Raw genomic sequence first — 22242 nt, forward strand, 5'->3', positions numbered from 1 at the left:
GGCTACTTGGTCCACTTCCACATGGCGGGGTGGAAGTTGGCGAGTGAGTCCTGCGCGAAGCCGCCGAGTCCCTTCTTGACCACGGAGACCTGGTAGTCGGGTTCGGGCAGCCACACCACCGGGAGCTTCTCGGCGAGCGCTGCGCTGTACTCGCGCATGGCCTCGTCGGAGGAGGAGGTGGTGGTCCGGGCGACCAGCTTGTCGACCTCGGGGTCGGAGTAGTTGCCGAAGTTGGAGCCGCCGCCGGCGGCGAAGAGCGAGTCGCCGCTGGGGTAGGCGGGGAAGTACCAGCTGCCGGCGGTGCCGAAGAAGGAGAGCTGCCACTTGCAGCTCGGTTCGCTCGCCTTGCACTGGCCGGACTGCGAGAGGACGGAGTTGACCGGTGCGGTCTTGATGTGGAAGTCGATGCCGGTCTTGGCGAACGACGACTGCAGGGCACTCATCATGTTGTCGGTCACGGTGGAGCCGGACTGCGAGAGCACCTGCATGGAGAACTTGGTGCCCTTGTCGACGCCCTTGCCGCAGTGGCCCTCGCCGTCGCCGGGGCTGGTGCACACCATGGTGCCGCCGCGCTCGCTCCAGCCGTGGCCGGTGAGCAGCTTGCGGGCCTTGGCGGTGTCGTAGGGGTAGGGGTTGTCCTGCTGCTTCTTGGAGACGAAGGAGGACTTCTGGCCCTGTGGGATCGGGCCGTAGGTGGGCACCGCGGTGCCGTTGAAGACGACCTTGGAGAGTGTCTTCTGGTTCACCGACATCTGGATGGCCTGGCGGGCGTAGAGCTGCTTGAAGACGGGGCCCATCTTGGGGTTGTTGAAGTTGTAGGGCATGTAGGTGATGGCCCAGCCCGACCACGGCCGGACGGTGTACCCCTTGGCGGTGAACTGCGACTTCTGGCCGAGGTCGGTGGCCTTGATGTAGCCGTAGTCGACGGTGCCGGCCCGCAGCGCGTTCTCCTCGGCGTCGGTGGTGGTGAACGGCAGCAGGTTGACGTTCTTGATGTGGGCCTTGCCCTGGCCGTCGTACTCGGCGTTGGCGGTGAGCTGCACCTTTCCGGCCGTGGAGAAGGACTTGAGGGTGTAGGGGCCGCTGACGGTCTTCCACAGCGGGTCGGTGGCGTAGCCGGAGATCTTCTTGGCGACTCCGTTGAGGTACTTCCAGACCTTCTTCGCCCCGGCGGGGGTGCGGTCCAGGTCGGAGACGGAGCCGGAGTCGCTGGTCTTGTCCCAGACGTGCTGGGGCATCGGGCGGATCATGCTCAGCTCGTTGGCGAGCATCCACTGCTCGTTGTAGGCCCGGTCGAAGGTGAGGGTGAAGTGGGTGTCGTCGACGGTCTTGAAGGATTTCCAGTTGTCCGGTGCCTTGCCGGGGCTGTAGCTGGCCCAGTCCTTCTTGTTGGCCTTGACGAGGTTGAACCAGAACTCCACGTCGCGGGAGGTGATGGGCTTGCCGTCGCTCCAGTGCCGGTCGCCGAGGGTGACGGTGACGCTCTTGCTGTCGTCGGCGAAGTCCGCGGCGGTGGCCAGCGAGTTGTCCTTGTTCCAGCCGACCTTGCCGGCGGAGCCGTCGTAGGCGATCAGCGGCTCCCACAGGGACTGGGATATGGAGGAGTTGTTGGTGTTGAGGTGTGCGGCGGTGCCGATCGGGAGGATCCAGTTCGGTGTGAAGTTGGCCGGGAGCGCGTAGTTGATCGTGTCCGAGGCGCCGGAGGCGGACGAGGTGCCGCCACCGGAGCAGCCGGCCAGCAGTGCACCGGTGGTGGCGGCGGCGCCCGCGGCGAGGGCCCAGCGGCGGCCGGCGGCCGTACGAGCAGGGGACATGGCTCTCCTCAGGAGGTAGGCCCCGAAGGGGGATCCCGGTTGAACCGGGCTGGCGCCGTCGGACCGGCGCTGTGTTCACGACAGCTAACGCCTGCCGCGGCCCGCACACAAACAAAGTTCTGTAACAAGTAAGTATCTGCGATTCTGGAAAAAGTTCGGCTCGCTTCGAGAACCAGCCACGTTGCCCCTGTTTGCGGAACATTGGGCGGTTTTTATGGCTGAAAAAGATCACCAGGAACCGTTTCGCAACGCACCGTCCGGGCGTACCGTCTCCCGCACATCCCTCCATCGCGGAAGTTACTTCGTCCATGAATGAAATAAGCACAGAGGGCTCCAAGGCTGCGAAGGGCGCCTCGGCCCTCGCCCCGCGGATCCTGGAGCTCGTGGCGTCGGGGCAGGCGTCCTCGCGCGCCGAGCTCGCCGGTCTGCTCGGCGCCGCCGCCTCCACCGTCTCGCTGGCCGTGAGCCGGCTCGTCGAGCGCGGGCTCATCGCGGAGGAGGGCACCCAGGCATCCACCGGCGGGCGGCCCCGCAAAGTGCTGCGGCTCGGCGGCACCGACGAGTTCGCCGTCGCCGCCGACCTCGGCGGACGGCACGCGCGCGTCGGCGTGGTGCTGCCCGGCGGCGGCGTCGCGGGCGTCTCGACCGTTCCGTTCGCCATCGACGAGGGGCCCGAGGCGGCCCTGCCGCGGCTCGCCGAGACCCTGCAGGCACTGGCCGAGGACCACGGTCCCGGGCTGCGCGGCGTCGGCCTCTCGCTGCCGGGCCCGGTCGACGTCGTCTCGGGCTCGGTCGTCATGCCCGCCCGGATGCCCGGCTGGAACCGCTTCCCGATCATCTCCTGGCTGCAGGACCGCTTCGGCGTCCCGGCGGCAGCGGACAACGACGCGAACTGCATGGCGGTCGGCGAGCACACCGTGCGGCCCGCCGAACACCGGCAGTCGATCACGGTGAAGATCGGCTCCGCCATCGGGGCCGGAGTCATCGCCGACGGCCGCCTCTTCCGAGGCGCCACCGGGGCCGCCGGCGAGATCACCCACATCCGTGTCGTCGGCGGCGCCGACACCCCCTGCTCCTGCGGCAACACCGGATGCCTGGAGACCGTGGCCTCCGGCGCCGCGCTGGTCCGCATCCTCCGCGAACGCGGCGCCCGCGTCGACCGTCTGGAGGATGTGGTGCGGCTCGCGACCCACGGCGACCCCGAAGCCACCCGCGCCGTGCGCAAGGCCGGCGACTACCTGGGCCAGGTCCTCGCCGCCAACGTCAACTTCTTCAACCCGGACGCCGTCTACCTCGGCGGCATCCTCTCCACTCTGGAACCGTTCGTCGCCGCCGTGCGCAGCCAGCTGTACGAGAGCTGCCACCCGCTGGTCACCGAGCACCTCACCATCGAACGCGTCAGCCTCAGCGCCGACGCCGGGCTGGTGGGCGCCGGGCAGTTCGCGCTGCAGCGCGCCCTGGCCGACGCTCTGCGCGAGGTCGGCCGCACCGACCTGGCGTCCGGCCACCTCCCCTCCCCCGCTTCCCCCGCCTCCCCCGCCGCGCCGGACCCCCGCACCCCGTAGGAGAACAGCCGTGTCACGCCCCCGCACCCCCGCCGACCGCCCGGTGATCGCAATAGCCGGACTCGGCATCGAATCCTCCACCTTCTCCCCCGCCCGCACCCGTGCCCCCGCCTTCCACCCCTCGCGCGGCGAGGAGGTGCTCGAGCGCTACCCCTTCCTGGCGCCGGGCGAAGAGCTGCGCGAGGCCGCCGAGTGGCACGGCGCCCTCGTCGGCAAGTCGCTGCCGGGCGGCACCGTCACAGCCGCCGCCTGGGAGGAGCTCACGGGCGAACTGATCGAGAGGCTCGCGGCGCTGCCCGAGCCGGACGGCCTCTGGTACGACATCCACGGCGCCATGACCGTCGAGGGCGTCGACGACGCCGAGGCCGTGCTGCTGGACCGCATCCGCGCCACGGTCGGCCCCCGCGTGACCGTCTCCACCTCGATGGACCTGCACGGCAACGTCTCGCGTGAACTCGTCCACCGCAGCGACCTGATCACCTGCTACCGGATGGCGCCCCACGAGGACCACATGGAGACCAAGGAGCGGGCCGTACGCAACCTGGTGGACCTGCTGGCCTCCGGCGCACCCCGCCCGGCCAAGGCGTGGGTGCCGGTACCGGTGCTGCTGGCCGGCGAGCAGACCTCCACCCGCGTGGAACCCGCCCGGAGCGTGTACGCCGCCGTCGAGGAGGTCGAGGCCGCCGACGGCGTCACCGACGCCGCGATCTGGGTCGGCTACGCCTGGGCCGACGAGCCCCGCAACCGCGCCGCCGTCGTGGTCACCGGCCCGGACGGGGACGCGGTGGCGGCGGGCGCCGAACGGCTCGCCCACGGCTTCTGGGATGCCCGCCACGACTTCGACTTCGTCGCCCCCACCGGCACCTTCGACGGCATCCTGGACGAGGCGCTCACCTCCGGCCGGCGCCCGTTCTTCGTCAGCGACACCGGTGACAACCCGACCGCAGGCGGCGCAGGCGACGTCACCTGGGGCCTGACCCGGCTGCTGGAGCGCCCGGAGTTCCGGCGCGAGGACGGCCCGACGGTGCTCTACGCCTCCGTCCCGGGGCCGGAGGCGGTCGAGACCGCCGTCGCGGCGGGCGTCGGCGCCACCGTCACCGTCACCGCCGGGGCCGAGGTCGACGACCGGCACGCCGGTCCGGTCACCCTCACCGGCGTGGTGCACGCCGTCCGGCACGGCGACCGGGACGCCGGGACCGAGGTCGTCATCCGGGTCGGCAGCGTCCACGCGATCCTCACCCGGCTGCGCAAGCCCTACCACCACGAGCACGACTTCACCGACCTCGGCCTCGACCCGCGCGGCGCCGACATCGTGATCGTGAAGATCGGCTACCTGGAGCCGGAACTCGCCGAGATGTCGGCCGGCTGGAAGATGGCGCTCACCCCCGGCGGAGTCGACCAGGACCTGGTGCGCCTGGGCCACCACCGCATCCGCCGCCCGATGTTCCCCTTCGACCGCGGCATGGCCGACCCCGACCTGCGGGCCCGCCGCATCCCGGCCTCCGACCAGCCGCTGACCGGGGACGACGAGTGACCGCCGGCCCCGCCCTGGAGATCGCCGTCACCTCGCCGGCCGGTGCCCGCATCGCACGCGAACACGGCGCCGACCGGGTCGAGCTGTGCACCGGCCTGGAACTGGGCGGCCTCACCCCGTCCGCCGCGCTCGTCGAGGCCGCCGCCGAAGCGGGCCCGCCGGTGCACGTGCTGGTCCGGTGCCGGCCCGGCGACTTCGTGCACGACGCGGAGGAGGTGGCGCTGATGGCCGCCGAGGTGCGGTCGGCCGTCGCCTCCGGAGCCGCCGGAGTGGTGATCGGGGCGCTCACCGCCCGCGGCGCCCTTGATGTCCCCGTGCTGGCCGCGCTCGCCGAGGCCGCACACGCCGCGGACCGGCCGGTGGAGGTCACCCTGCACCGGGCCGTCGACCAGACCGCCGACCCGGTCGCAGCCGCCGCGCTGCTGCCCGGACTCGGCCTCACCCGGGTCCTCACCTCGGGCGGCGCCGCCACCGCGGCCGAGGGCGCCGGGGTGATCGCCGCGATGGCCGCCGCCGCTGACGGCGTGGAGGTGATGGCCGGCGGCGGGGTGCGTCCCGGCACCGTCGCGGAGCTCCTCGCCGCGGGCGCCGCCGCCGTCCACCTCTCCGCCAAGACCCGGGCCGCGCCCCGGCGCGGCGGGAGATGGGTGCCGCTCGGCGCCGCAGGCACCTCGGCCGCGGAGGACGGGCACTTCGTCACCGACCCCGCCCTCGTCGCCGAGGCCCGGCGGGCACTGGACGCCGCGGGCTGACCTCCGGCCTGCCGGTCCGCGGGCGGCCCTCCGGACCGGAGCGGCCCCCTGCGGCGCGTGGTGGCCGGATACGGGCCCCGCGCCCCGGGGCGCCCTCGTGGCTCACTGTCCGCAGCGGAGACCCTGTCCACGGTCCGGGCGACGCTGTCCGAGGGAGAGGCGGGGCGCGTCGGCCGGATACGGTCGCGGTCGCGTCCTCAGCGGCGGCGCGTGGAACGTTCGGGGGCGGCCGTCGTGGCCGGGGGTTCGACAGCCAGCCGGAAGCCGGCTTCGTCCGGGGTGTCCGGGGCGGGGGTCAGGATGACCGTCTTGCGCAGTGCGTCGCTGTCGCACAGGACGTCGCAGTCCACGGCGACCGGCCCGGCCCCGGGGTGTTCGACGATCTTGCGGTCCTCCTGGTGGGCGCCCACCGCGCCGGTGGCCCAGAGCTCGGCGAAGCGCTCGCTGCGGGCCGCCAGTTCCCGGACGAGGCCCGCCAGACGGCGGCTGTCCGGGAAACTTCCGGTCGCGCGGCGGAGGTCGGAGACCACCGCAGCCTCCACCGTCTGCGGGCCGAGCGAGGTCACCGGCCAGTGCGCCAGGTGCGGGCGGTCGCCTTCGGCGGGGAAGGTGTCACGGGCGAAGTTGCGCAGCCGCGGCGGCTTGCGGTCCGGGGCGCCGAGCAGCGCCGCCCAAGTGCGGCTCCACCAGATGAGCTGCCAGTCGGCGGCGAACACGGCCGCCGCGGCGTCTCCGAGTCTGCCCAGCGCGCGGCGCAGTCCTGGTGGGACGTCGTCGGGGACCTCCCCGCCGGTGGGCGGGGCCAGCCCGGCGAGCCGGTGGAGGTGGTCCCGTTCTGCTCCGGTGAGCCGCAGTGCGCGGGCCAGAGCGGCCGTCGCCTGGGCCGACGGTGTCGTGTACCGGCCCTGCTCCATGCGCACCACGTAGTCGACGGAGACACCGGCCAGTTCGGCCAGCTCCTCACGGCGCAGCCCGCTGACCCGTCGCCCCTGTCCGTCGGGGAGTCCGGCGTCGCCTGGCGAGACGCGGTCCCGCCAGGCGCGGAGCAGGGGGCCGAGCGTCTCACCAGCTGTCATGCCGTCCACTGTCGCACTCTCCTCCCCCGGGCAGCGGCGCTCGACGCCGTCGAGGGTGGTAGCGCTGTTCCCAGGGAGAGGTCTTCACTGGCGGCCGCGCCGGGGCTCGACGCACGCTGCCGTCCATGAACTTCGCCCTTCCCCACGACCATGTGGGCATCACCGTGACTCCCGAGAACCTGGAGCCGACCGTCCGGTGGTACGCGGACCATCTCGGCTTCACGGTCGACCGGCGGTTCGCGGCGCACGGCACGACATTCGTGTTCCTCACTGCCGGCGACGTCAGGATCGAGCTGCTGTCCGGCGCGTCCGTCCCCGGGCGGCCCCCGGTCACGGACGTGCTGGCCAGCATGGACCCGCAGCGTCTGCACCACTTCTGCCTGGCCGTCCCCGACCTGGACGAGGCGGTGTCCCACCTGAGCGACCGCGGGGTCCCGCTGTGCGGCGGCCCCATGGAGATCTCCGCCGTCGGCCGGCGCATCGCCTTCGTCACCGACAACCTCGGCACGGTCATCGAACTGTCCGGGCCCGGTACCCGGCCCTCCGGCCGCGAGGACTGAACGGGGGCGCACGCCTGCCCGTCCCCGCCGGGCAGGCCGGCGCTGCGGCCCGCCCGGCGGGGACGGGCAGGCCGTTGCACAGCGGGGACAGAATCGGGTGAACAACTCCCCGGCGCGCGCCATCTCAGTGCACGTACCGACCAGTGACCCCGGCCACGTCCCGGCTCGCCGGCTGCCACCGCCTCCGCCGACGGCGCGAAACGCCGAGCCGGTCGCTTCCTCACCTTCACCCGCACCGCCACCCTCATCTCCTGTCGCAGGCCCGCCGCCCGAGACAGGCTTATTGCATATCAGTTGCACTTACATGCAAGAAAGCCGGATGTGAGGGAGTGGCCGTGTCCCGGGGACCGATCGTGCTCGGTATCGAGTCGTCGTGCGACGAGACAGGTGCGGGGATCGTGCGGGACGGGGAACTGCTCGCCCATGTCGTCGCGTCGAGCATGGACGAGCACGCGCGGTTCGGCGGTGTCGTACCCGAGATCGCGGCCCGCGCGCATCTGCACTCCTTCAACCCCGTGGTCCGGCGGGCACTGGACCAGGCGGGGCTGCGGCTGAGTCAGATCGACGCCGTCGCCGTCACCACCGGGCCCGGCCTCTCGGGCGCGCTGCAGGTGGGGCTCGCCGGGGCCAAGAGCCTCGCCTACGCGGTGGGGGTGCCGCTGTACGGGGTGCACCATCTGGCCGGACACGTCGCGGCGGACACCCTGGAGCACGGGCCGCTGCCCGACCCGTCCGTCGTGCTGATCGTCTCCGGCGGCCACACCTCGCTGCTCCTGGTCCGGGACCTGGTGCGCGAGCCGATCCTGCACCTCGGCGACACCCTCGACGACGCGGCCGGTGAATGCTTCGACAAGGTCGCCCGCGTGCTGGGCCTGCCGTATCCGGGCGGTCCGGCCGTCGACCGGGCCGCACGGGAGGGCGATCCGCGGGCGGTGGCCTTCCCCCGGCCGCTGACACGCCCCGGAGACGACCCGTACGCGTTCTCCTTCTCCGGGCTCAAGACGGCTGCGGCCCGCTGGGCCGAGCAGCACCGCCTGCGGGGCGAGGAGCCGCCCGTGGCCGACGGGGCCGCCGCCCTGCAGGAGGCTGTCGCGGACGTGCTGACCCGCAAAGCGGTCGCGGCCTGCCGCGCCCACGCCGTCGGGACGCTGGTGGTGGTCGGCGGCGTCGCGGCCAACTCCCGGGTCCGGGCCCTGGCGGAGGAGCGCTGCGCCGCGGCCGGCGTCGAACTGCGCGTTCCGCCGCTGACCCTGTGCACGGACAACGGGGCGATGATCGCAGCCGTCGGCGATCTCCTGGTGCGCTCCGGTGCCGAGCCCGCGCCGCTGGAGGTGTCCGTCGACCCGTCGGCGCCGCTGGAGTACGCGGCACTGCAGCCGGGCGCTCCGGCCGGTGCCGGGCGGGCGGCGTGACGGCCGCGGGCCTCCGTGTCGTCCGGGGTGCCGCGCTGCTGGAGCAGGCGGAGGCCCTGCGCCGCGTGTACGTCGAGGCGTTCTGCGCCCCGCCGTGGAACGAGGAGGAGGAGCGGGCCGCGGAGTTCATGGCCCGGCTGCGGGAGGAGGCGTTCCGGCCGGGGTTCACCGCGGTGACGGCCGGCGCGGAGGGGCGTACGTCCGGCTTCGCCACCGCCCGTACGACTCCTGCCCGCCTTCCGGACGGCCGCTGCTATCAGCAGGCGGCCGCAGCGCTGGGCGCGGAGCGTACCGCCGCGTGGCTGTGCGGCGCCCGGGAGGTCGACGAGCTCGCCGTCCGCACCGCGGCCCGCGGCACCGGCCTCGCCGCCGCGCTGCTGGCCGCGGTGGCGGCGGACGCTCCCGGAGGCCGGGTCTGGCTGCTGACCTCCGTCAGATCCCCGCGGGCCGTCTCGTTCTACCGCCGTCAGGGCTGGACCCAGGCCACCCACCCCTCCCCCGAGGGCGAAGGTGTCGTCGTCTTCCTCGGTCCGCGCCATCCCGCCCGGCCCCTCGCCCTCCTGCCCCCGTAGCCGCCCGGAGCGCTGCCTTGCACACAGTGCGGCGTGCTCTCCCGGATGTGACGGATCCGGAGCCCGGCACCGATGGCGCGGTGCGGCCGCCCCTCAGCGGCCTTCCGGATCCTCCAGGAGCCGGAGCGCGGCGGCGGTGTCCAGAGCGGCGCGGACGAAGGCCAGCTCGGAGGGGCGGTCTCTGGTCGAGGTCCGCCGGATGACGGTGATGCGGCGCCTGATCGGGTCCCGGAAGGGGAAGACGTCGACGTTCGCCGGCCGCAGCGGCAACGCGAGTTCGGCGACCAGAGTGACGCCCAGTCCCGTCGCCACCATCGCCATCGCCGTGGCCTGCTCGTCGATCTGATGCGCGATCCGCGGGGTGAAGCCCACGGCCCGGCACACCGCGCACAGGGCGCGCCCGAACTCGGTGTCGGTCCCGGAGGCCACCCAGGAACTCCCGGCCAGGTCCGCGAGGTCGACGGGGGCGCCCGGGGCCGCGCTGCCCCGGTCCGCGAGCCGCGGCGGGACGGCGGTCGCGGGCGGCTCCTCGGCGGACGCGCCGGGGGCCGCCGGTGTGCTCAGGGTGCCGCGCGGGGCGACGAGGTAGAGCTGTTCCACGCCGACGAGGGTGCTCTCCAGTGCACCGTCCAGGGCGCCGGAGCCGGGGGCGGTGGGATAGTCCAGTACGAACGCCAGGTCGAGGTCACCGTCCCGTACGGCGGCCTGGGTCTCCTCCGGTACGACCTCCCGGGTCCTGACGTGCACTCCGGGGTGGCGTTCGGCGAGGGTGGCCAGCGTGGGCGGCACGAGGGTTCCGGCGAGGGTCGCCAGCACGCCCACGGTCAGGTCGGCGGTGAGGGTCTCCCGCGCCTGTTCGAGCGCGATCCGGGCGCGCTCCTCGGCAGCCAGGATCTCCTCGGCGTGCTGCGCCAGCACGCGCCCGATCTCCGTCAGCCGGACCCGGCGCCCGACATGTTCCAGCAGCGGCACATCCACCTCCCGCTCCAGCGCGGCCAACTGCTGGGAGACGGCGGAGGGCGTGTAGTGGAGCGCGGCCGCCGCTTCGGTGAGGGTGCCGCGCCGGGACAGCTCCCGGAGCATGCGCAGCCGGTTCAGCGAGAGTTCCATTAACCAAACCTAATGAGATCGCTGAAGGTTTTCGCCATGGACGTGAAAGAACGCCGTGCACGAGACTGCGTGCACGGCGGAAGCCCGGCGGTCGGGCGGATCCCGCCGCAGCAGACCGATTCCACACATCCACCCTTCTCCGCTCCCGGACCCGCCCCGTCCGCGCCGCCTCGGCGGTGGCAGCGGGACGCCGGGAGCCGCTGGGCCCCGCCCCGGTGCGCTCCCCCGCGCCGGGGCGGGTACGACGAGCACGCAACGCGGGCGGCCGGATGCCCCGGAGCCCGCCGTGTCACACGACGACGACCGGTGGGGCACTGCTGCCGGGCGGTCCGCCGAATTCCCCCACCAGGAAGAGAAGAGGGGCACATGGGCACCACGGAGCACCGCGGATACGGACCCGACGTCACCCGGCTGGGCAGCGCCCCGTCGCCGGGCTGGCTCACCGAGGAGAACATCGCGTCGATCCGGGCGACGGAGGGCCCCGCGTTCGACGAAGCGGAGTACGCAGCGCGGCTGCGGGAGCTGCGCGGCCGCATGGAGCGGCTGCCGCTGGACGCGATGCTGGTCTTCCGCCCCTCCAGCGTGGAGTACCTGTGCGGCTTCCACACGGCGGAGACGGCTCCGCAGCCGCTGCTGGTCACCCACTCCGCGACGCATCTCTACCTGCCCGACCTGGAGGTCGGCCGGGCGCTGGCCAGTTCGGTGGCCGGCAGTCTCCACTACTGCGGCTACGCGGACGCACTGCGCGGTCTGGAACTCTTCGTGCGGCACGCGGCGACAGTACTTCCGCGGGGTGCGCGGGTGGGGGTCGAGGTCGGGCACGCCTCCACGCCCCCGCGCGCGCTGGAGCTGCTGCGCGAGCAGGGGCTGGTGGTCGTGCACCCGGACCATCTGGTCGAGCGGGCCCGCCTGGTGCTCTCGCCGGCCGAGCTGCGCCGCATGGAGGAGGCGGCCGCGGTGACCCAGCGGGGCGTGGCGGCGGGGGTGGCCGCCACCGGAGCACCCGGAGCCACCGACTCCTCGGTGGCGGCGGCGATCGCCGAGGCGCTGTACCGCGAGGCGGACTCGCCCTCGGCCTGGGGGCCGGTCGTCGCCACCGGGCGGCGCGGCGGCATCCCGCACTCCAGTTGGGTGGGCCGGGAGCTGGGCAGCGGGCCCACCTTCATGGAGTTCGCCGGGACCCGGGACCGCTACCACGCGCCGGTGATGCGCACGGTGGTGCGGGACGGGGCGCTGAACGCGGCGGACCGGCGGCTGGCGGAGCTGGCCCGCACGGCCGTCGCCGCCGTACTGGAGACCGCCGCGGACGGCGTCACCGCCGCGCAGGTCGCCGTGCAGGCCGGCAAGGCGCTGGGGCCGCTTCCCGACGACGTCATGTTCCACCAGCTCTTCGGCTATCCGGTCGGCTTGGCGCACAAGCCGCACTGGATGGACGGCGCCCCCTTCTATCTCACCCCTGACAATCACGAGCCCCTGGTGAGCGGCATGGCGTTCCACATTCCCGGCTCCTTCCGCTCCTTCGGCACGTCGGGGGTCGGGCTGAGCCAGACGTTCGTGGTCGAGGAGCACGGCACACGCGTGCTCACCCACGGCCCGGCGGACGTCATCGAGGTGTGAGACCGGCTCCGGTCGCGCTCGGGCCGCCGGGCGTGGGCCCGGACGGGTTCAGCAACCGCACTGCTTCTCCGGACTCTTCGAGGTGACCGTGAACACATCGCATACCGCACCCGAGCACGTCGCCGTTGTCGGTGCAGGCATGGCAGGGCTCTCCGCCGCCTGGTTCCTCCAGGAACGCGGGGTACGGGTGACCGTGCTGGACCGGGAGGGAGTGGCCGCGGGGTCCTCCTGGGGGAACGCGGGCATGCTGAATCCCGCGTTCACCGTGCCGCTCCCGGAGCCGTCCGTGCTGCGCTACGGCATCGCCTCGTTCTTCGACCGGGACTCGCCGGTGTCCGTGCCGCCCGCGGTCGACCGGCACCTGTGGGCCTTCCTCCTCGCCTTCGCGCGCAACTGCACGGCACGGCGGTGGCGGCGCACGATGGCGGTCTTCAACGAGCTCAACCGCGGCTGTCTCGCGGCGTACGAGCAGCTCGTCGCAGGAGGCGTGCACGCCCCCGTGAAGGACGCCGACCCGCTGGTCATCGCCTGCCGGAACCAGCAGGACCGCGCACATGTCCTGGAGGAGTTCGCGCACATGAGCGCGGCCGGCGGCGACGAGGCCCGGTTCGAGGCCGTCTCCGGCGCGGAGCTGCGCGCGCTCGAACCCGTGCTCAGCGACGAAGTCCGGCTGGGCCTGAAAGTGCACGGGCAGCGCTTCATCAACCCGCCCGCGTTCCTGCGCACGCTCGCGGAGGATGTCCGCCGCCGGGGCGGGGACATCGTCGAGGGCTGCTCGGTGGCCCGGATCCGGGACCGGGGCCGGGCAGGCGTGGAGCTGGTGCCTTCTCCCGCCTCCGCGGTGGCGGAGCCGGTGCGGGCCGACGCGGTCGTGCTCGCCTGCGGCACGTGGCTCGACACCCTGGCCAGGCCCTTCGGGGTCCGGATGCGGGTGCAGGCGGGGCGCGGGTACAGCTTCACGGTGCGGCCGCGGGCGATGCCGACGCATCCGATCTATCTGTCGGGCCAGCGGATCGCGTGCAATCCACTGGGCGACCGCTTCCGGGTCACCGGCAGCATGGAGTTCCGCGCGCCCGACGCGCCGCTCGATCCGCGGCGGGTGCGCACCATCGTCGAGTCCGCCCGGCCGATGTTCCGCGATGTGGACTGGGACGACCGCCGCGAGGAGTGGGTGGGATCCCGGCCGTGCACCGCGGACGGGTTGCCGCTGGTCGGGCCGAGCCGCTCGCCACGGGTGCAGGTCTGCGGAGGGCACGGCATGTGGGGCATGGTGCTCGGGCCGCTCACCGGGCGGCTGCTCGCCGACGCCATGACCGGCGGTGAGGTGCCGCCGCTGCTGCGCCGCCTCGACCCGTTGCGCTGAGCGGCGGGCCTGCGGTCGGCGGGGCGCCGAGCATGTGCGGCGACCCCGCCGCGACGGGGCGCCGCGTCTCGGCGTCTCGGCGTCTCGGCGTCTCGGCGTCTCGGCGTCTCGGCGGCAGGAACGACACCCGTCGTCGCGGCGGCGTGCACACCGCCCGCCGCGGGCCGTATCCGCGGCGGGAGACGGGTGCGTCAGCTCCCGTCCGCGCTGGTGAGCGCCTCGGCGATCATGCGGGTGGCGAAGTCGCGGTCGTCGGTGATCCGGTTGATGAGCTCGGCGAGCAGAAAGGCCGTGGCCTCCAGGGAATTCAGCTCCTCGCGCCGCCACTCACCGAACTGCCGGCGCCACAGGCTAGGGCTCAGACCGGTGCCCGCGGCGACGAGCAGGCCGGCCATGGTGGGGACGACTTCCGGACGGACGCTCTTGGGCATCATGCGCATGGAGGCGACCAGGTTCGGGACCACGCACTCGATGACGTCCTTGTCGTGGTCCTCATAGGCGAGTCGCAGCCACCGCATGAACAGGTAGATGAGCGTGCACGCGCCGTCGAGCACGTCGTCGATGCCGCCGGGGCCCAGCGAGGCGGCGAACTGGCGGTCCAGCCGCCGCCGTTCGGCGTCGGGTCGGGTGTTCTCGTCGTAGACGGCCTTGAGCTGGGAGTCGATCATCATGAGGGCTGCGCCCACGTCACCGGCGGGCGCGTGCTGGGGATCGCAGGGCGAGGGCACAGGATTCCTCCTCGGATGACCGTGTGGAGCGGACCGTATCCGTACGGTAGCCTCCCGCCGGTCCGCCGGTCCGCCGAATCCCGGGAAGAGCCCGGGATTCGGCGGACGGTGTGCGCGGCCGGGCCGCACTCCCCCGCGGCCTGCCTCCTGCCTCTACGGGATCGGGGTCCTGCCCGGTCGTGCGGGGACGGCGCCTCGGGTCAGCGCTCCAGCTCCTCCCCGGACCGTTCCGGCAGCCGCAGATAGACCAGCGCGGACAGCAGGCACAGCGCGGCCACATACCACGGGAAGGCGTCCGGCATCTCCAGGTCCTCGAACAGGGTGCCGACGTAGGGCGCGGTGCCGCCGAAGAGCGCCACCGCCAGCGAGTAGGGGAACCCGATGCCGGTGGCCCGGACCCGGGCCGGGAAGACCTCCGCGTTCACCGCGGCGGCGATCGAGGTGTAGCCGGTGAGCAGCACCATGCCGACGCACTGGACGAGCAGCAGTGAGGCGAACGAGTCGCCGACCGCATGCAGCAGCGGCACGCACAGGGCGGCGAATCCGATCGCGAAGGCCAGCAGCAGGGGTTTGCGGCCGATCCGGTCCGACAGCATCCCGCCCAGCGGCTGGAGCAGCATGAAGAACACCAGCGAGATCGTGCCGGATACCAGCGCATCGCTCTTGTCGAGACCGGCGTTGACCTCCGCGTACGTCGGCAGATAGGCAGTCCACACGTAGTAGGCGATCGTCCCGCCGGCCGTGATCCCGACGATGAGGAGGGATTCGCGGGGGTGCAGGCGCAGCGCGTCGAAGAGCCCGGGGCGCGGCGCTCCGGCCTGCTGCTCGCTCCGCGTCTCCTGCGCCCCGCGCCGCACCCAGAATCCGGCCAGGCTCAGCAGCGCCCCGAACAGGAACGGCACCCGCCAGCCCCACTGGTGCATCTGCCCGTTGCTCAGGGTGGACACGAGCAGTGCCGCGACCCCGCTGGCGACCAACTGGCCCGCGGTTGTCGACACATACTGGAAACTGGAGAACAGCCCCCGCCTGCCGGGACCGGCCGATTCCACCAGGAAGGTCGTCGAGGCGGCGAACTCCCCGCCCACGGAGAGCCCTTGCAGCAGGCGCGCTGCCACCAGCACCACCGGGGCCAGGACCCCGGCGGACGCGTAGGTGGGCGTGACCGCGACCAGCAGACTGCTGCCGCCCATCAGCAGGATGGTCAGCGTCAGGGCGGCCCGCCGTCCGGCCCGGTCGGCGACCGAACCCAGCAGCAGGCCGCCCACCGGCCGCATGAAGAAGCCGACGGCGAAGACGGCGAAGGTGGAGAGCAGCGGGACCAGTGAACTGCCCGCGCTCTTGGGGAAGATCTCGTCGGCGATGTAGGTGGCGAGGAAGGAGTACGCGAACCAGTCGTACCACTCGACGCCGTTGCCGACCGAGGCGGCGACCAACTGGCGCCCGGTCCGCCGGGGCGGGCTGTCGCGCCCCTCGTCAGATCGGTTGGGCTGCGGCCTTCCGGCCGAGTCCTGGGGCTGTTCACTCACCCGCGTCATCGATCGCCATCCCTCCGGTGCGCTTTCCTTCCGCACCGGGTAACCGGGCTCCGGCGCACCTCCATTCCTGCATCTCCGCCCCGTCCCGGCATCCGGTCACCCTGGGCCCAACGCGCCCTCCCCGGAGGGCGGCTGTACGGCCTCCGGGCCGCCGCCCGCCAGCGGGAGCGGCGGCTCGGCTCACCGCGGAGGCACCGGAACCGGACACAGCGGCTCTGCCGCATCGGGGCGGAACGGGAGGTGCCTGCGGCCGGAACCTCCCGACCGCAGGCACCTGCCCGGCGCGAGACTTCTCAGTGCCGCGCGGGGGGCTCGTCTGCCGTGCCCGGCCAGTAGGCCGGGAAGGCGGCGGCGGGCTGCCGCCCGGTCTCCATGAGCCCGGTGTCCGGTTCCAGCTCGGCGACGATCGGTGCCACCCCGCTCGGCGGGGCCGCCGCGAGGACGTCGGTGGCGGCTTCGGGGGCCGGTGTCGGCGCGGACCCGAGCGCCGAAGCGGTGTGTGCGTCCGGCAGCTGCTGCTCCTGAGCCGTGCGGTCGAACAGGTCGCGGAAGGCCACCGCCGCCCCGCACTCGCCGATCATCCGCTGCGAGTTCTGCTTCGCGAGCCGGACCCCGGCGGCGCGCATGGACATTCCGGTCTCGTCGGCCAGGATCATCAGTTCGCGGACCAGCGGCCGGATCTGGGAGGCCAGCCGACCGCAGGCTCCACTGGGGCTGACCACGTCGCCCAGGATGACCCACCAGGCTCCGGCGGCGGCACCGGTGTTCGCGATGAAGTCGGGCACCACGCCGACGCCCCGCTCCTTCAGGAGCTGTTCGGCTTCGGGGGTGGTGGGTACGTTCGCCGCCTCCACCACGAGTTCGGCAGTGACGCGGTCGCAGTTCTCCTCGGTGATCACGTAGGAGACGGCTGCCGGGACCAGGACGTCGACCTCCTGGTCCAGCCACGCGTCGCCGGGGCGCACCTCGTCGTCGTCGCGCAGCGCGGAGCGGTCGATGACCCCGCTGGTGCTGCGTGCGCGCAACAGGCTTTCGACGTCGACGCCGCGCGAGGGGTTGCGGACCAGTCCCTGGGCGTCGGTGACACCGACGATCTTCACTCCGGCGCGGGCCAGGTAGAGCGCCGTGGCCCCTCCCATCGTGCCGAAGCCCTGGATGACGGCGCGCGCGGACGAGGCGGGGATGCCGCGGTGCTCCAGGGCCGCGAGTGCCGCCTCCGCCACTCCGAAGCCGCCGACCAGCTCCGAGAGCTTCAGGCCGTCCGTCCGGGTGGCGAAAGCCTGCCGGACGCGTGCGCGTGCTTCCTCCTCGTCCGGGGCGCGCACCATGGCGGCGTGGAAGGAGGTGTCCCCGAGGCCGACCCGCGCGAAGGCGCTGTCGAGCTCGTCCTGCTGCGTCCCGAGGTCTCCCGCCGTCACCCAGAAGCGCTCCAGCAGCGGCCGCACACCCTGGAGGAACCGCTCCCGCACCCCGTCGGCACGGGGGTCGGCGGAGTCGAAGTCGATGCCGCCCTTGGCGCCGCCGACCGGGATGCCGAAGGCCCCCATCTTGAGCGTCATCTCCCGGGCGAGCGCACCGACCTCGTCGAGCGTGCATCCGGGCCGCATGCGCAGGCCGCCGGTGGCGATGCCGGACACCAATTGGTCGATCACGACGTAGCCCCGGGCGGTGGTTTCCGAATCTCGCCACATGACCTGCAGAAAGGGTTCATGCTCGGCAGCCTGCAGCGGCGTGTCGACAGCGTTCTGTGTCATGTGGCACTCACCCTTCCGTTAACTATCCAGGCTTTATGTGCGAGCTTTCAGGCAGCACCGCCCCGCGGGCAGAAATTCGCTGACGCACATGTGGGGGTCGCGCGGTCCTGTTCCACCGATCGGGCGGGCAGCAATACCTGCGACGGTCGTGCGGGTTTATTCGGGCAGGCCGAATTGCACCCGCAGGGGTGTTCTTCCAGTGATCCCCAGAAAAGGGAGGGGATGGATGTACGCAGAGAACGCATCCGGTTGCGTTGTACGTAGCGACCACTGTGAGGTCGGGATCACCCCTTGTCAAGGTGTCTCTGGAGGCGGCTCCGGCGCCCGCGTGACCACCCCCGTCCGATTGGCCCGATCGGGTGAAGCACCCCTGGTCGAAGGGGCGTTGAGAGGTGACGGCGGCGTCGGCGCGCAGGGCAGCCGGGCCCCGGCGCCCCGGCCCGCCGGCTCCCGCCCCGATGGGGTTCCGGCGGGCCGCGCGACACCCCGCATTCCCCCCGGGGGACGGCCTCCGGAGCGGAATGCGCGCCGGCGCATTCCGCCGGGGCCGGACGGATACCGCTCGTGTTTGCCCGATGCCGCTCGAGGGCTTTACCATTCGCCCGTTCCAGCCCTTGGGAACCGGAACTGTTCCAGCCCTTGGGAACCGGAACTGTTCCAGCCCTTGGGAACCGGAACTGTTCCAGCCCTTGGGAACCGGAACAGCGAGCCCGCGGCCCCGCCCTTCTCCGCCGGTCCTCCACTCGGCACCCACCGGCCCCCTGCCGGCGCCGACGGATTTCGTCGGCCACCCCTTCCGCAGGCCGGAAAACGCCGCTCGGCTCTTTCCTCGCCATGAGAGCATCGCCCTGTGACGCTGTTGTTTCCGGAGAACTACGAATCCCGTGCCCGCGGGGAGCGTTCCGTTCCTCCGGGCCACCAGGCAGCCAGCCGGCCGACGGACCCGGGAAGGGTGCGACCTGTGCCGTGGGGACCCGTCCGCGGCGTGCCGGGACGGGGGTCCGGCACAGGTTCGCGACGCGGTGGGTCGAGAGTGCCCGGATCGGGTCCGCCGCCGCGGGCGGGCCCGTGGCGCCCTCGGAGTCGCGTCGGCGAGCGGTCCGCGGCCACCGCCACGGCCCGCCTCCGGGCGGCGCCCCGCGCACGGGCCGGGGGCCCGGACTCCGGTTTCGGCTCCGACGACCCCCGGAAGCTCCGGGGCTGCCCGGAACGTCCGGGGCCGCGCCCGAAGCGGCGCCGCGGTGCCGCACACTCCGGCCCGCACCGCCCGGGGCGGCGGCGGTCTCCTCACCACCGGAAGAGAGGATGCGAGCCATGGCAGTCGACTGGCGGAGCGATCGGATCGGGAGCGCGCTGCGCGGCGAGAACCCCGCTGTACTGCGGCGGTTGGCCTCGGGGTTCGCAGTGATCGGAGATGTGCAGTTCCTGCCGGGCTACGCGCTGCTGCTCGTGGACGACCCGGGCGTGCGGCGGCTGTCGGACCTGCCGAAGGCGAAGCGGCTCTCGTTCCTGTCCGACATGGATCGGCTCGGCGAGGCGGTGGAGCGCGCCTGCCGGCGGCTCGATCCGGCGTTCCGCAGGGTCAACCTGGAGATCCTGGGGAACACGGACCCGTTCCTGCACGCGCATGTGTGGCCCCGGTACGACTGGGAACCGGCCTCCCTCGTGGGAGGTCCGGTGTGGCTCTACCCGCGCGAACACCGGAGTGCGGAGGAGTTCGGGCTGGGACCGCAGCACGACCCGCTGCGGAACGCGATCGGCAGCGAACTGGACCGGCTGGACTCCTGATCCCGCTGCGGGCCGGACGTGTGACGGCGCGTGTCCACGGGGGCGTGGGACTGGGCGGCCGTGGCCGGGCGCGGAAGGTCAGGGGATGTCCGCCGGTCCCGCGGTGCGTTGCAGCGCGACCACGGCGGCATCGTCGCCGAGGCTGCCGCCGCTGTGCGCGAGCAGATCGCCTTTCAGCCGCCGTACCAGCGTGTCGGGGTCCTGTCCCACCCAGCGGGTGAGCCGCTCGGCCAGCGGATAGAAGGCCCCTGCCTCGTCCCGGGCCTCGATGACGCCGTCCGTGTACAGGAGGAGCAGGTCGTCCTCCTCCAGCAGGAAGGTGTCCGCGTGGTAGGCGGAGGAGACGAACTCGCCCAGGCCGAGCGGAGCTTCCTGCACATGGGGCAGGAGCGGCGTCACACTCCGGCCGCGCAGCAGGAGGGGTGGCGGGTGTCCGCAGTTCACCAGCCGGATCAGGGCTTCGTCGTCGGGAAGTTCCACCAGGGCCGCGGTGATGAAGTCCTCCTCGCCGCCGCCGTCGGTGTCGGTGAGTTCGTGCAGGTCGCGGCTGACGCTGTGCTCCAGGTAGCGTACGAGGGAGGACAGGTCCTCGTGCTGGTACGCGGCTTCACGGAAGGCGCCGAGCAGCAGTGCGGCGTCACTGACCGAACTCAGCCCCTTCCCCCGGACATCACCGATGATCGCCCTGGTGCGCCCGCTGGTACGGGCTGCGGCGAACAGGTCGCCACCGACCTGCGCCTCCTCCTCGGCCGCCAGGTAGACGGAGGCGACCCGCAGCGGGCCCAGCCGCGCGGGCAGCGGGCGGAGCAGTACGCGCTGTACGGCTTCGGAGACCGTACGGATCTGGGTCATCTCCCGCTGCTGACGCTCGCGTGAGGAGACGAAGACAGCGATCACGACGGTGACAAGGGCCAGTGCGAGGATCTGCATCTCATGATTGAGGGTCAGCCACCCGCGGCGTGTGACTCCGATCGCGAGCTGTGCCGCAGTGGCCACCACTCCCACCGCCACCACCAGGCGCGGGCCTCCCAGAGCAGCGGTGACCGCCGGTGCCGCGACCAGAACGGGACCGAGGTGCACGTCGGGGGGCGCCAGGATGTCCACCACCATGACGGCGACGATCAGGCCGAGCGGGAGAGCCAGCAGCGCATGGCGCGGTTGCCACGGCCGCGCCGTCCCCCAAAGACTCTGCTCCGAACCCACGGCCCCTGTATATCTCGCGTCCACTCCCGATGCCCGCTCCCACACCGGCGCCCCGTTCCTGGAGGGGCAGGCCGCGTGCTCCGAGGACGCGGTCGGCACACGTGACCGGATCGCCGGTCCGCGCCGTCCCCGTTCGTGGTCGGCAGCGCGGGTACGGGCGGCGTGCCGGGGCGCCCCCTGGACTTCCGTGCCGATGCGGGGCGCGGCGCGGGGCGACACCGTGCCGACACAGCGGTACGTCGCGGCACCGTGGTGCGCTACGTCCTCGCCCACACCTCCCTATCCCATGCGGCGCAGCCTGCTCTCCGCCCTGTCCGGGAGGGCTTCCGGCCGGAGGTCTGCCGAAGGGTCCTCCACCAGGACCGCCGGAGCTGGGCGCATTGCGGTGCAGGGCCTTCTCCCCTGTCTCGACCGGCTCTTGGCCGAGTCCCGAGCGGTCCTCCAGCGTCTTGACCGCTTCCGCCACCTCGGGCATGGTCTAGACCAAGCACGGGATGCATGTCCGCGAAACCGAGACCCGGCACGCGGAACAGCTTCCTCCACCGCCGCCCTTCCGCCACGACCGGCCTGCCGGCTCCCGACCGCGCACCACCCGGCCCGGTCCGCCGGCCGGACCCCTCGTGCGCACACACCGTTCCGTCCAGGTCAGTCGGCGCGCGGGGCTCGGCGGTGTCCGTCCCCCCACGGAAGGAACCCCCCATGTCCTCCCTCACCGCTCGACTGGACCGGGCACGTCCCTACGCGACCGGACTCTTCCGGATCGTCGTCGGCCTGCTCTTCCTCTGCCACGGCGCCGCGTCGCTCTTCGGGGTGCTCGGCGGCGCGAAGGGCGGCGGCACCGTGCCGGTGGGTGCCTGGCCCGGCTGGTACGCGGCAGTGATCCAGTTCGCCGGGGGCCTGCTGGTCCTGGTCGGCGCGGGCACCAGGACAGCGGCCTTCGTCTCGTCCGGCTCGATGGCCTACGCCTATTTCGCCGTCCACCAGCCCAAGGGCCTCTTCCCTCTGCAGAACGAAGGGGAAGCCTCGGCGATGTTCTGCTGGACGCTGCTGCTGCTCGTCTTCACCGGGCCCGGGGCACTGGCCCTGGACTCGCTGCGCTCCTCCTCGCGTTCCCGCACCCGTGACCTGGACCGGCAGACCGTCCCCGCCTGATTCCAGCCGGCCCCTCGACACCCGTGGCCGCCCGGACGCCGACCGCCCGGGCGGCCGCGGGCCCGCCCGCTCCCGGACCGCAGCGGAGCCGGGGCGGGCGGCCCTCAGGGCCGCAGCAGGCCGCCGACCCACCAGTCGTGGGCCCGGCCGTCGTTGGCGACACTGCGGTTGCGCAGGGTCCCTTCGACGGTGAAGCCCAGCTTCTCGGCAACGGCACGTGAGCCGGCGTTGCCGACCATGGCCCACCACTCGATGCGGTGCACGTCGAGAGCGGCCCAGCCCCACTCGCACAGCGACCGGGCGGCTTCCACCGAGAAGCCGCGCCCGCGCTGGTCCCGCGCCGCCCAGTAACCGAGTTCCCAGACGCCCTGGCTGACGAGGAACAGGCAGTACGACCCCACCAGGGCGCCGGTGTCCTTGCGGAACGCGCCGAGGGTGTAGTTCCGGTCCTCGGCCCAGCCCGCGGGGAGGTCCTCGGCTATGCGCTTCTCCGCGTCCGCACGCCGGAACGGCACCGGAACCGGAGTGAAGAACTGGATGTCCTCGTCCTGGCACGCCTCGTACACCGCGTCCACGTCGGCGGACGTGAAGGCCCGCAGCAGCAGCCGGTCCGTCTCGAGAGTCACCGAGTCCATCACCGCAGTATGGACACCCGCCCCGGGCGCGGCGAGCGAATATCCCGGCACGCGGCCGGGCCTGGCGGCGTT

General features: G+C 72.9%; 18 protein-coding genes. 10 read left to right on the forward strand and 8 right to left on the reverse strand.

The features are described from left to right. Window positions 1-2 precede the first annotated feature (2 nt). The gene (locus BMX65_RS27445; RefSeq protein WP_075003047.1) at window positions 3-1814 is read right to left on the reverse strand and encodes a peptide ABC transporter substrate-binding protein; all 1812 of its coding nucleotides are present in this window, start codon (window positions 1812-1814) and stop codon (window positions 3-5) included. A gap of 308 nt (window positions 1815-2122) precedes the next feature. On the opposite strand from BMX65_RS27445, the gene BMX65_RS27450 reads away from it, so the two are divergent. Genes BMX65_RS27450 through BMX65_RS27460 form a run of 3 tightly spaced genes read left to right on the forward strand, consistent with a single transcriptional unit; the run spans window position 2123 to window position 5665 of the window. Then, window positions 2123-3379 (forward strand): ROK family transcriptional regulator, encoded by a 1257-nt coding sequence (locus tag BMX65_RS27450; protein ID WP_075003048.1) that lies wholly within the window; start codon window positions 2123-2125, stop codon window positions 3377-3379. Between the two features lie 10 nt (window positions 3380-3389). Continuing rightward, window positions 3390-4913 carry a M81 family metallopeptidase gene (locus BMX65_RS27455; protein WP_075003049.1) on the forward strand — a complete coding sequence of 508 codons (1524 nt, stop codon included), beginning with the start codon at window positions 3390-3392 and terminating at the stop codon, window positions 4911-4913. Further along, the gene (locus tag BMX65_RS27460; RefSeq protein ID WP_075003050.1) at window positions 4910-5665 is read left to right on the forward strand and encodes a copper homeostasis protein CutC; all 756 of its coding nucleotides are present in this window, start codon (window positions 4910-4912) and stop codon (window positions 5663-5665) included. Before BMX65_RS27455 ends, BMX65_RS27460 begins: the two co-directional genes overlap by 4 nt. 197 nt (window positions 5666-5862) lie before the next feature. Here BMX65_RS27460 and BMX65_RS27465 read toward each other — a convergent pair whose 3' ends face one another. Continuing rightward, on the reverse strand, window positions 5863-6741 hold the full coding sequence (locus BMX65_RS27465) for a helix-turn-helix transcriptional regulator (protein ID WP_075003163.1): 879 nt from the start codon (window positions 6739-6741) through the stop codon (window positions 5863-5865). Window positions 6742-6866: 125 nt separating this feature from the next. Here BMX65_RS27465 and BMX65_RS27470 point away from each other — a divergent pair, with 125 nt between their 5' ends. From BMX65_RS27470 to BMX65_RS27480, 3 genes are all read left to right on the forward strand, one after another. Then, window positions 6867-7301, forward strand: a complete 435-nt coding sequence (locus BMX65_RS27470; protein WP_079172115.1) for a VOC family protein — start codon at window positions 6867-6869, stop codon at window positions 7299-7301. Window positions 7302-7636: 335 nt separating this feature from the next. Beyond that, the gene (tsaD, locus tag BMX65_RS27475) at window positions 7637-8713 is read left to right on the forward strand and encodes a tRNA (adenosine(37)-N6)-threonylcarbamoyltransferase complex transferase subunit TsaD (RefSeq protein ID WP_075003052.1); all 1077 of its coding nucleotides are present in this window, start codon (window positions 7637-7639) and stop codon (window positions 8711-8713) included. After that, window positions 8710-9285 carry a GNAT family N-acetyltransferase gene (locus tag BMX65_RS27480; protein WP_075003053.1) on the forward strand — a complete coding sequence of 192 codons (576 nt, stop codon included), beginning with the start codon at window positions 8710-8712 and terminating at the stop codon, window positions 9283-9285. Before tsaD ends, BMX65_RS27480 begins: the two co-directional genes overlap by 4 nt. A 93-nt stretch (window positions 9286-9378) precedes the next feature. Here BMX65_RS27480 and BMX65_RS27485 read toward each other — a convergent pair whose 3' ends face one another. After that, on the reverse strand, window positions 9379-10395 hold the full coding sequence (locus tag BMX65_RS27485) for a LysR family transcriptional regulator (RefSeq protein ID WP_075003054.1): 1017 nt from the start codon (window positions 10393-10395) through the stop codon (window positions 9379-9381). A gap of 366 nt (window positions 10396-10761) precedes the next feature. Here BMX65_RS27485 and BMX65_RS27490 point away from each other — a divergent pair, with 366 nt between their 5' ends. Beyond that, window positions 10762-12012, forward strand: a complete 1251-nt coding sequence (locus BMX65_RS27490; protein WP_075003055.1) for a M24 family metallopeptidase — start codon at window positions 10762-10764, stop codon at window positions 12010-12012. 88 nt (window positions 12013-12100) lie between these two features. Beyond that, entirely contained in the window at window positions 12101-13375 is a 1275-nt protein-coding gene (locus BMX65_RS27495; protein WP_280529000.1) for an NAD(P)/FAD-dependent oxidoreductase, read from the forward strand. 191 nt (window positions 13376-13566) lie between these two features. Here BMX65_RS27495 and BMX65_RS27500 read toward each other — a convergent pair whose 3' ends face one another. From BMX65_RS27500 to BMX65_RS27510, 3 genes are all read right to left on the reverse strand, one after another. Continuing rightward, the gene (locus tag BMX65_RS27500; protein ID WP_075003057.1) at window positions 13567-14103 is read right to left on the reverse strand and encodes a hypothetical protein; all 537 of its coding nucleotides are present in this window, start codon (window positions 14101-14103) and stop codon (window positions 13567-13569) included. A 200-nt stretch (window positions 14104-14303) separates the two neighbouring features. Further along, a complete protein-coding gene (locus BMX65_RS27505) occupies window positions 14304-15638 on the reverse strand; it encodes an MFS transporter (protein WP_075003058.1) in 1335 nt (444 codons plus the stop codon). 293 nt (window positions 15639-15931) lie between these two features. Next, on the reverse strand, window positions 15932-17392 hold the full coding sequence (locus BMX65_RS27510; RefSeq protein WP_075003059.1) for a Glu/Leu/Phe/Val dehydrogenase dimerization domain-containing protein: 1461 nt from the start codon (window positions 17390-17392) through the stop codon (window positions 15932-15934). A 1314-nt stretch (window positions 17393-18706) separates the two neighbouring features. Between BMX65_RS27510 and BMX65_RS27515 the strand changes: the two genes are divergently transcribed. Then, a complete protein-coding gene (locus BMX65_RS27515) occupies window positions 18707-19180 on the forward strand; it encodes an HIT family protein (protein WP_075003060.1) in 474 nt (157 codons plus the stop codon). A 78-nt stretch (window positions 19181-19258) separates the two neighbouring features. Here BMX65_RS27515 and BMX65_RS27520 read toward each other — a convergent pair whose 3' ends face one another. Beyond that, window positions 19259-20383 carry a PP2C family protein-serine/threonine phosphatase gene (locus BMX65_RS27520; RefSeq protein WP_075003061.1) on the reverse strand — a complete coding sequence of 375 codons (1125 nt, stop codon included), beginning with the start codon at window positions 20381-20383 and terminating at the stop codon, window positions 19259-19261. Window positions 20384-21082: 699 nt separating this feature from the next. On the opposite strand from BMX65_RS27520, the gene BMX65_RS27525 reads away from it, so the two are divergent. Then, complete coding sequence (locus BMX65_RS27525) at window positions 21083-21535, forward strand: DoxX family protein (RefSeq protein ID WP_075003062.1); 453 nt, start codon at window positions 21083-21085, stop codon at window positions 21533-21535. 104 nt (window positions 21536-21639) lie between these two features. Here the strand turns inward: BMX65_RS27525 and BMX65_RS27530 are convergent, their stop codons facing one another. Next, window positions 21640-22170 (reverse strand): GNAT family N-acetyltransferase, encoded by a 531-nt coding sequence (locus BMX65_RS27530; protein ID WP_075003164.1) that lies wholly within the window; start codon window positions 22168-22170, stop codon window positions 21640-21642. Between the last annotated feature and the right edge of the window lie 72 nt (window positions 22171-22242).

It is taken from the genome of Streptomyces qinglanensis (assembly GCF_900111245.1).
In the GTDB taxonomy this organism is placed as follows: Bacteria; Actinomycetota; Actinomycetes; order Streptomycetales; family Streptomycetaceae; genus Streptomyces; species Streptomyces qinglanensis.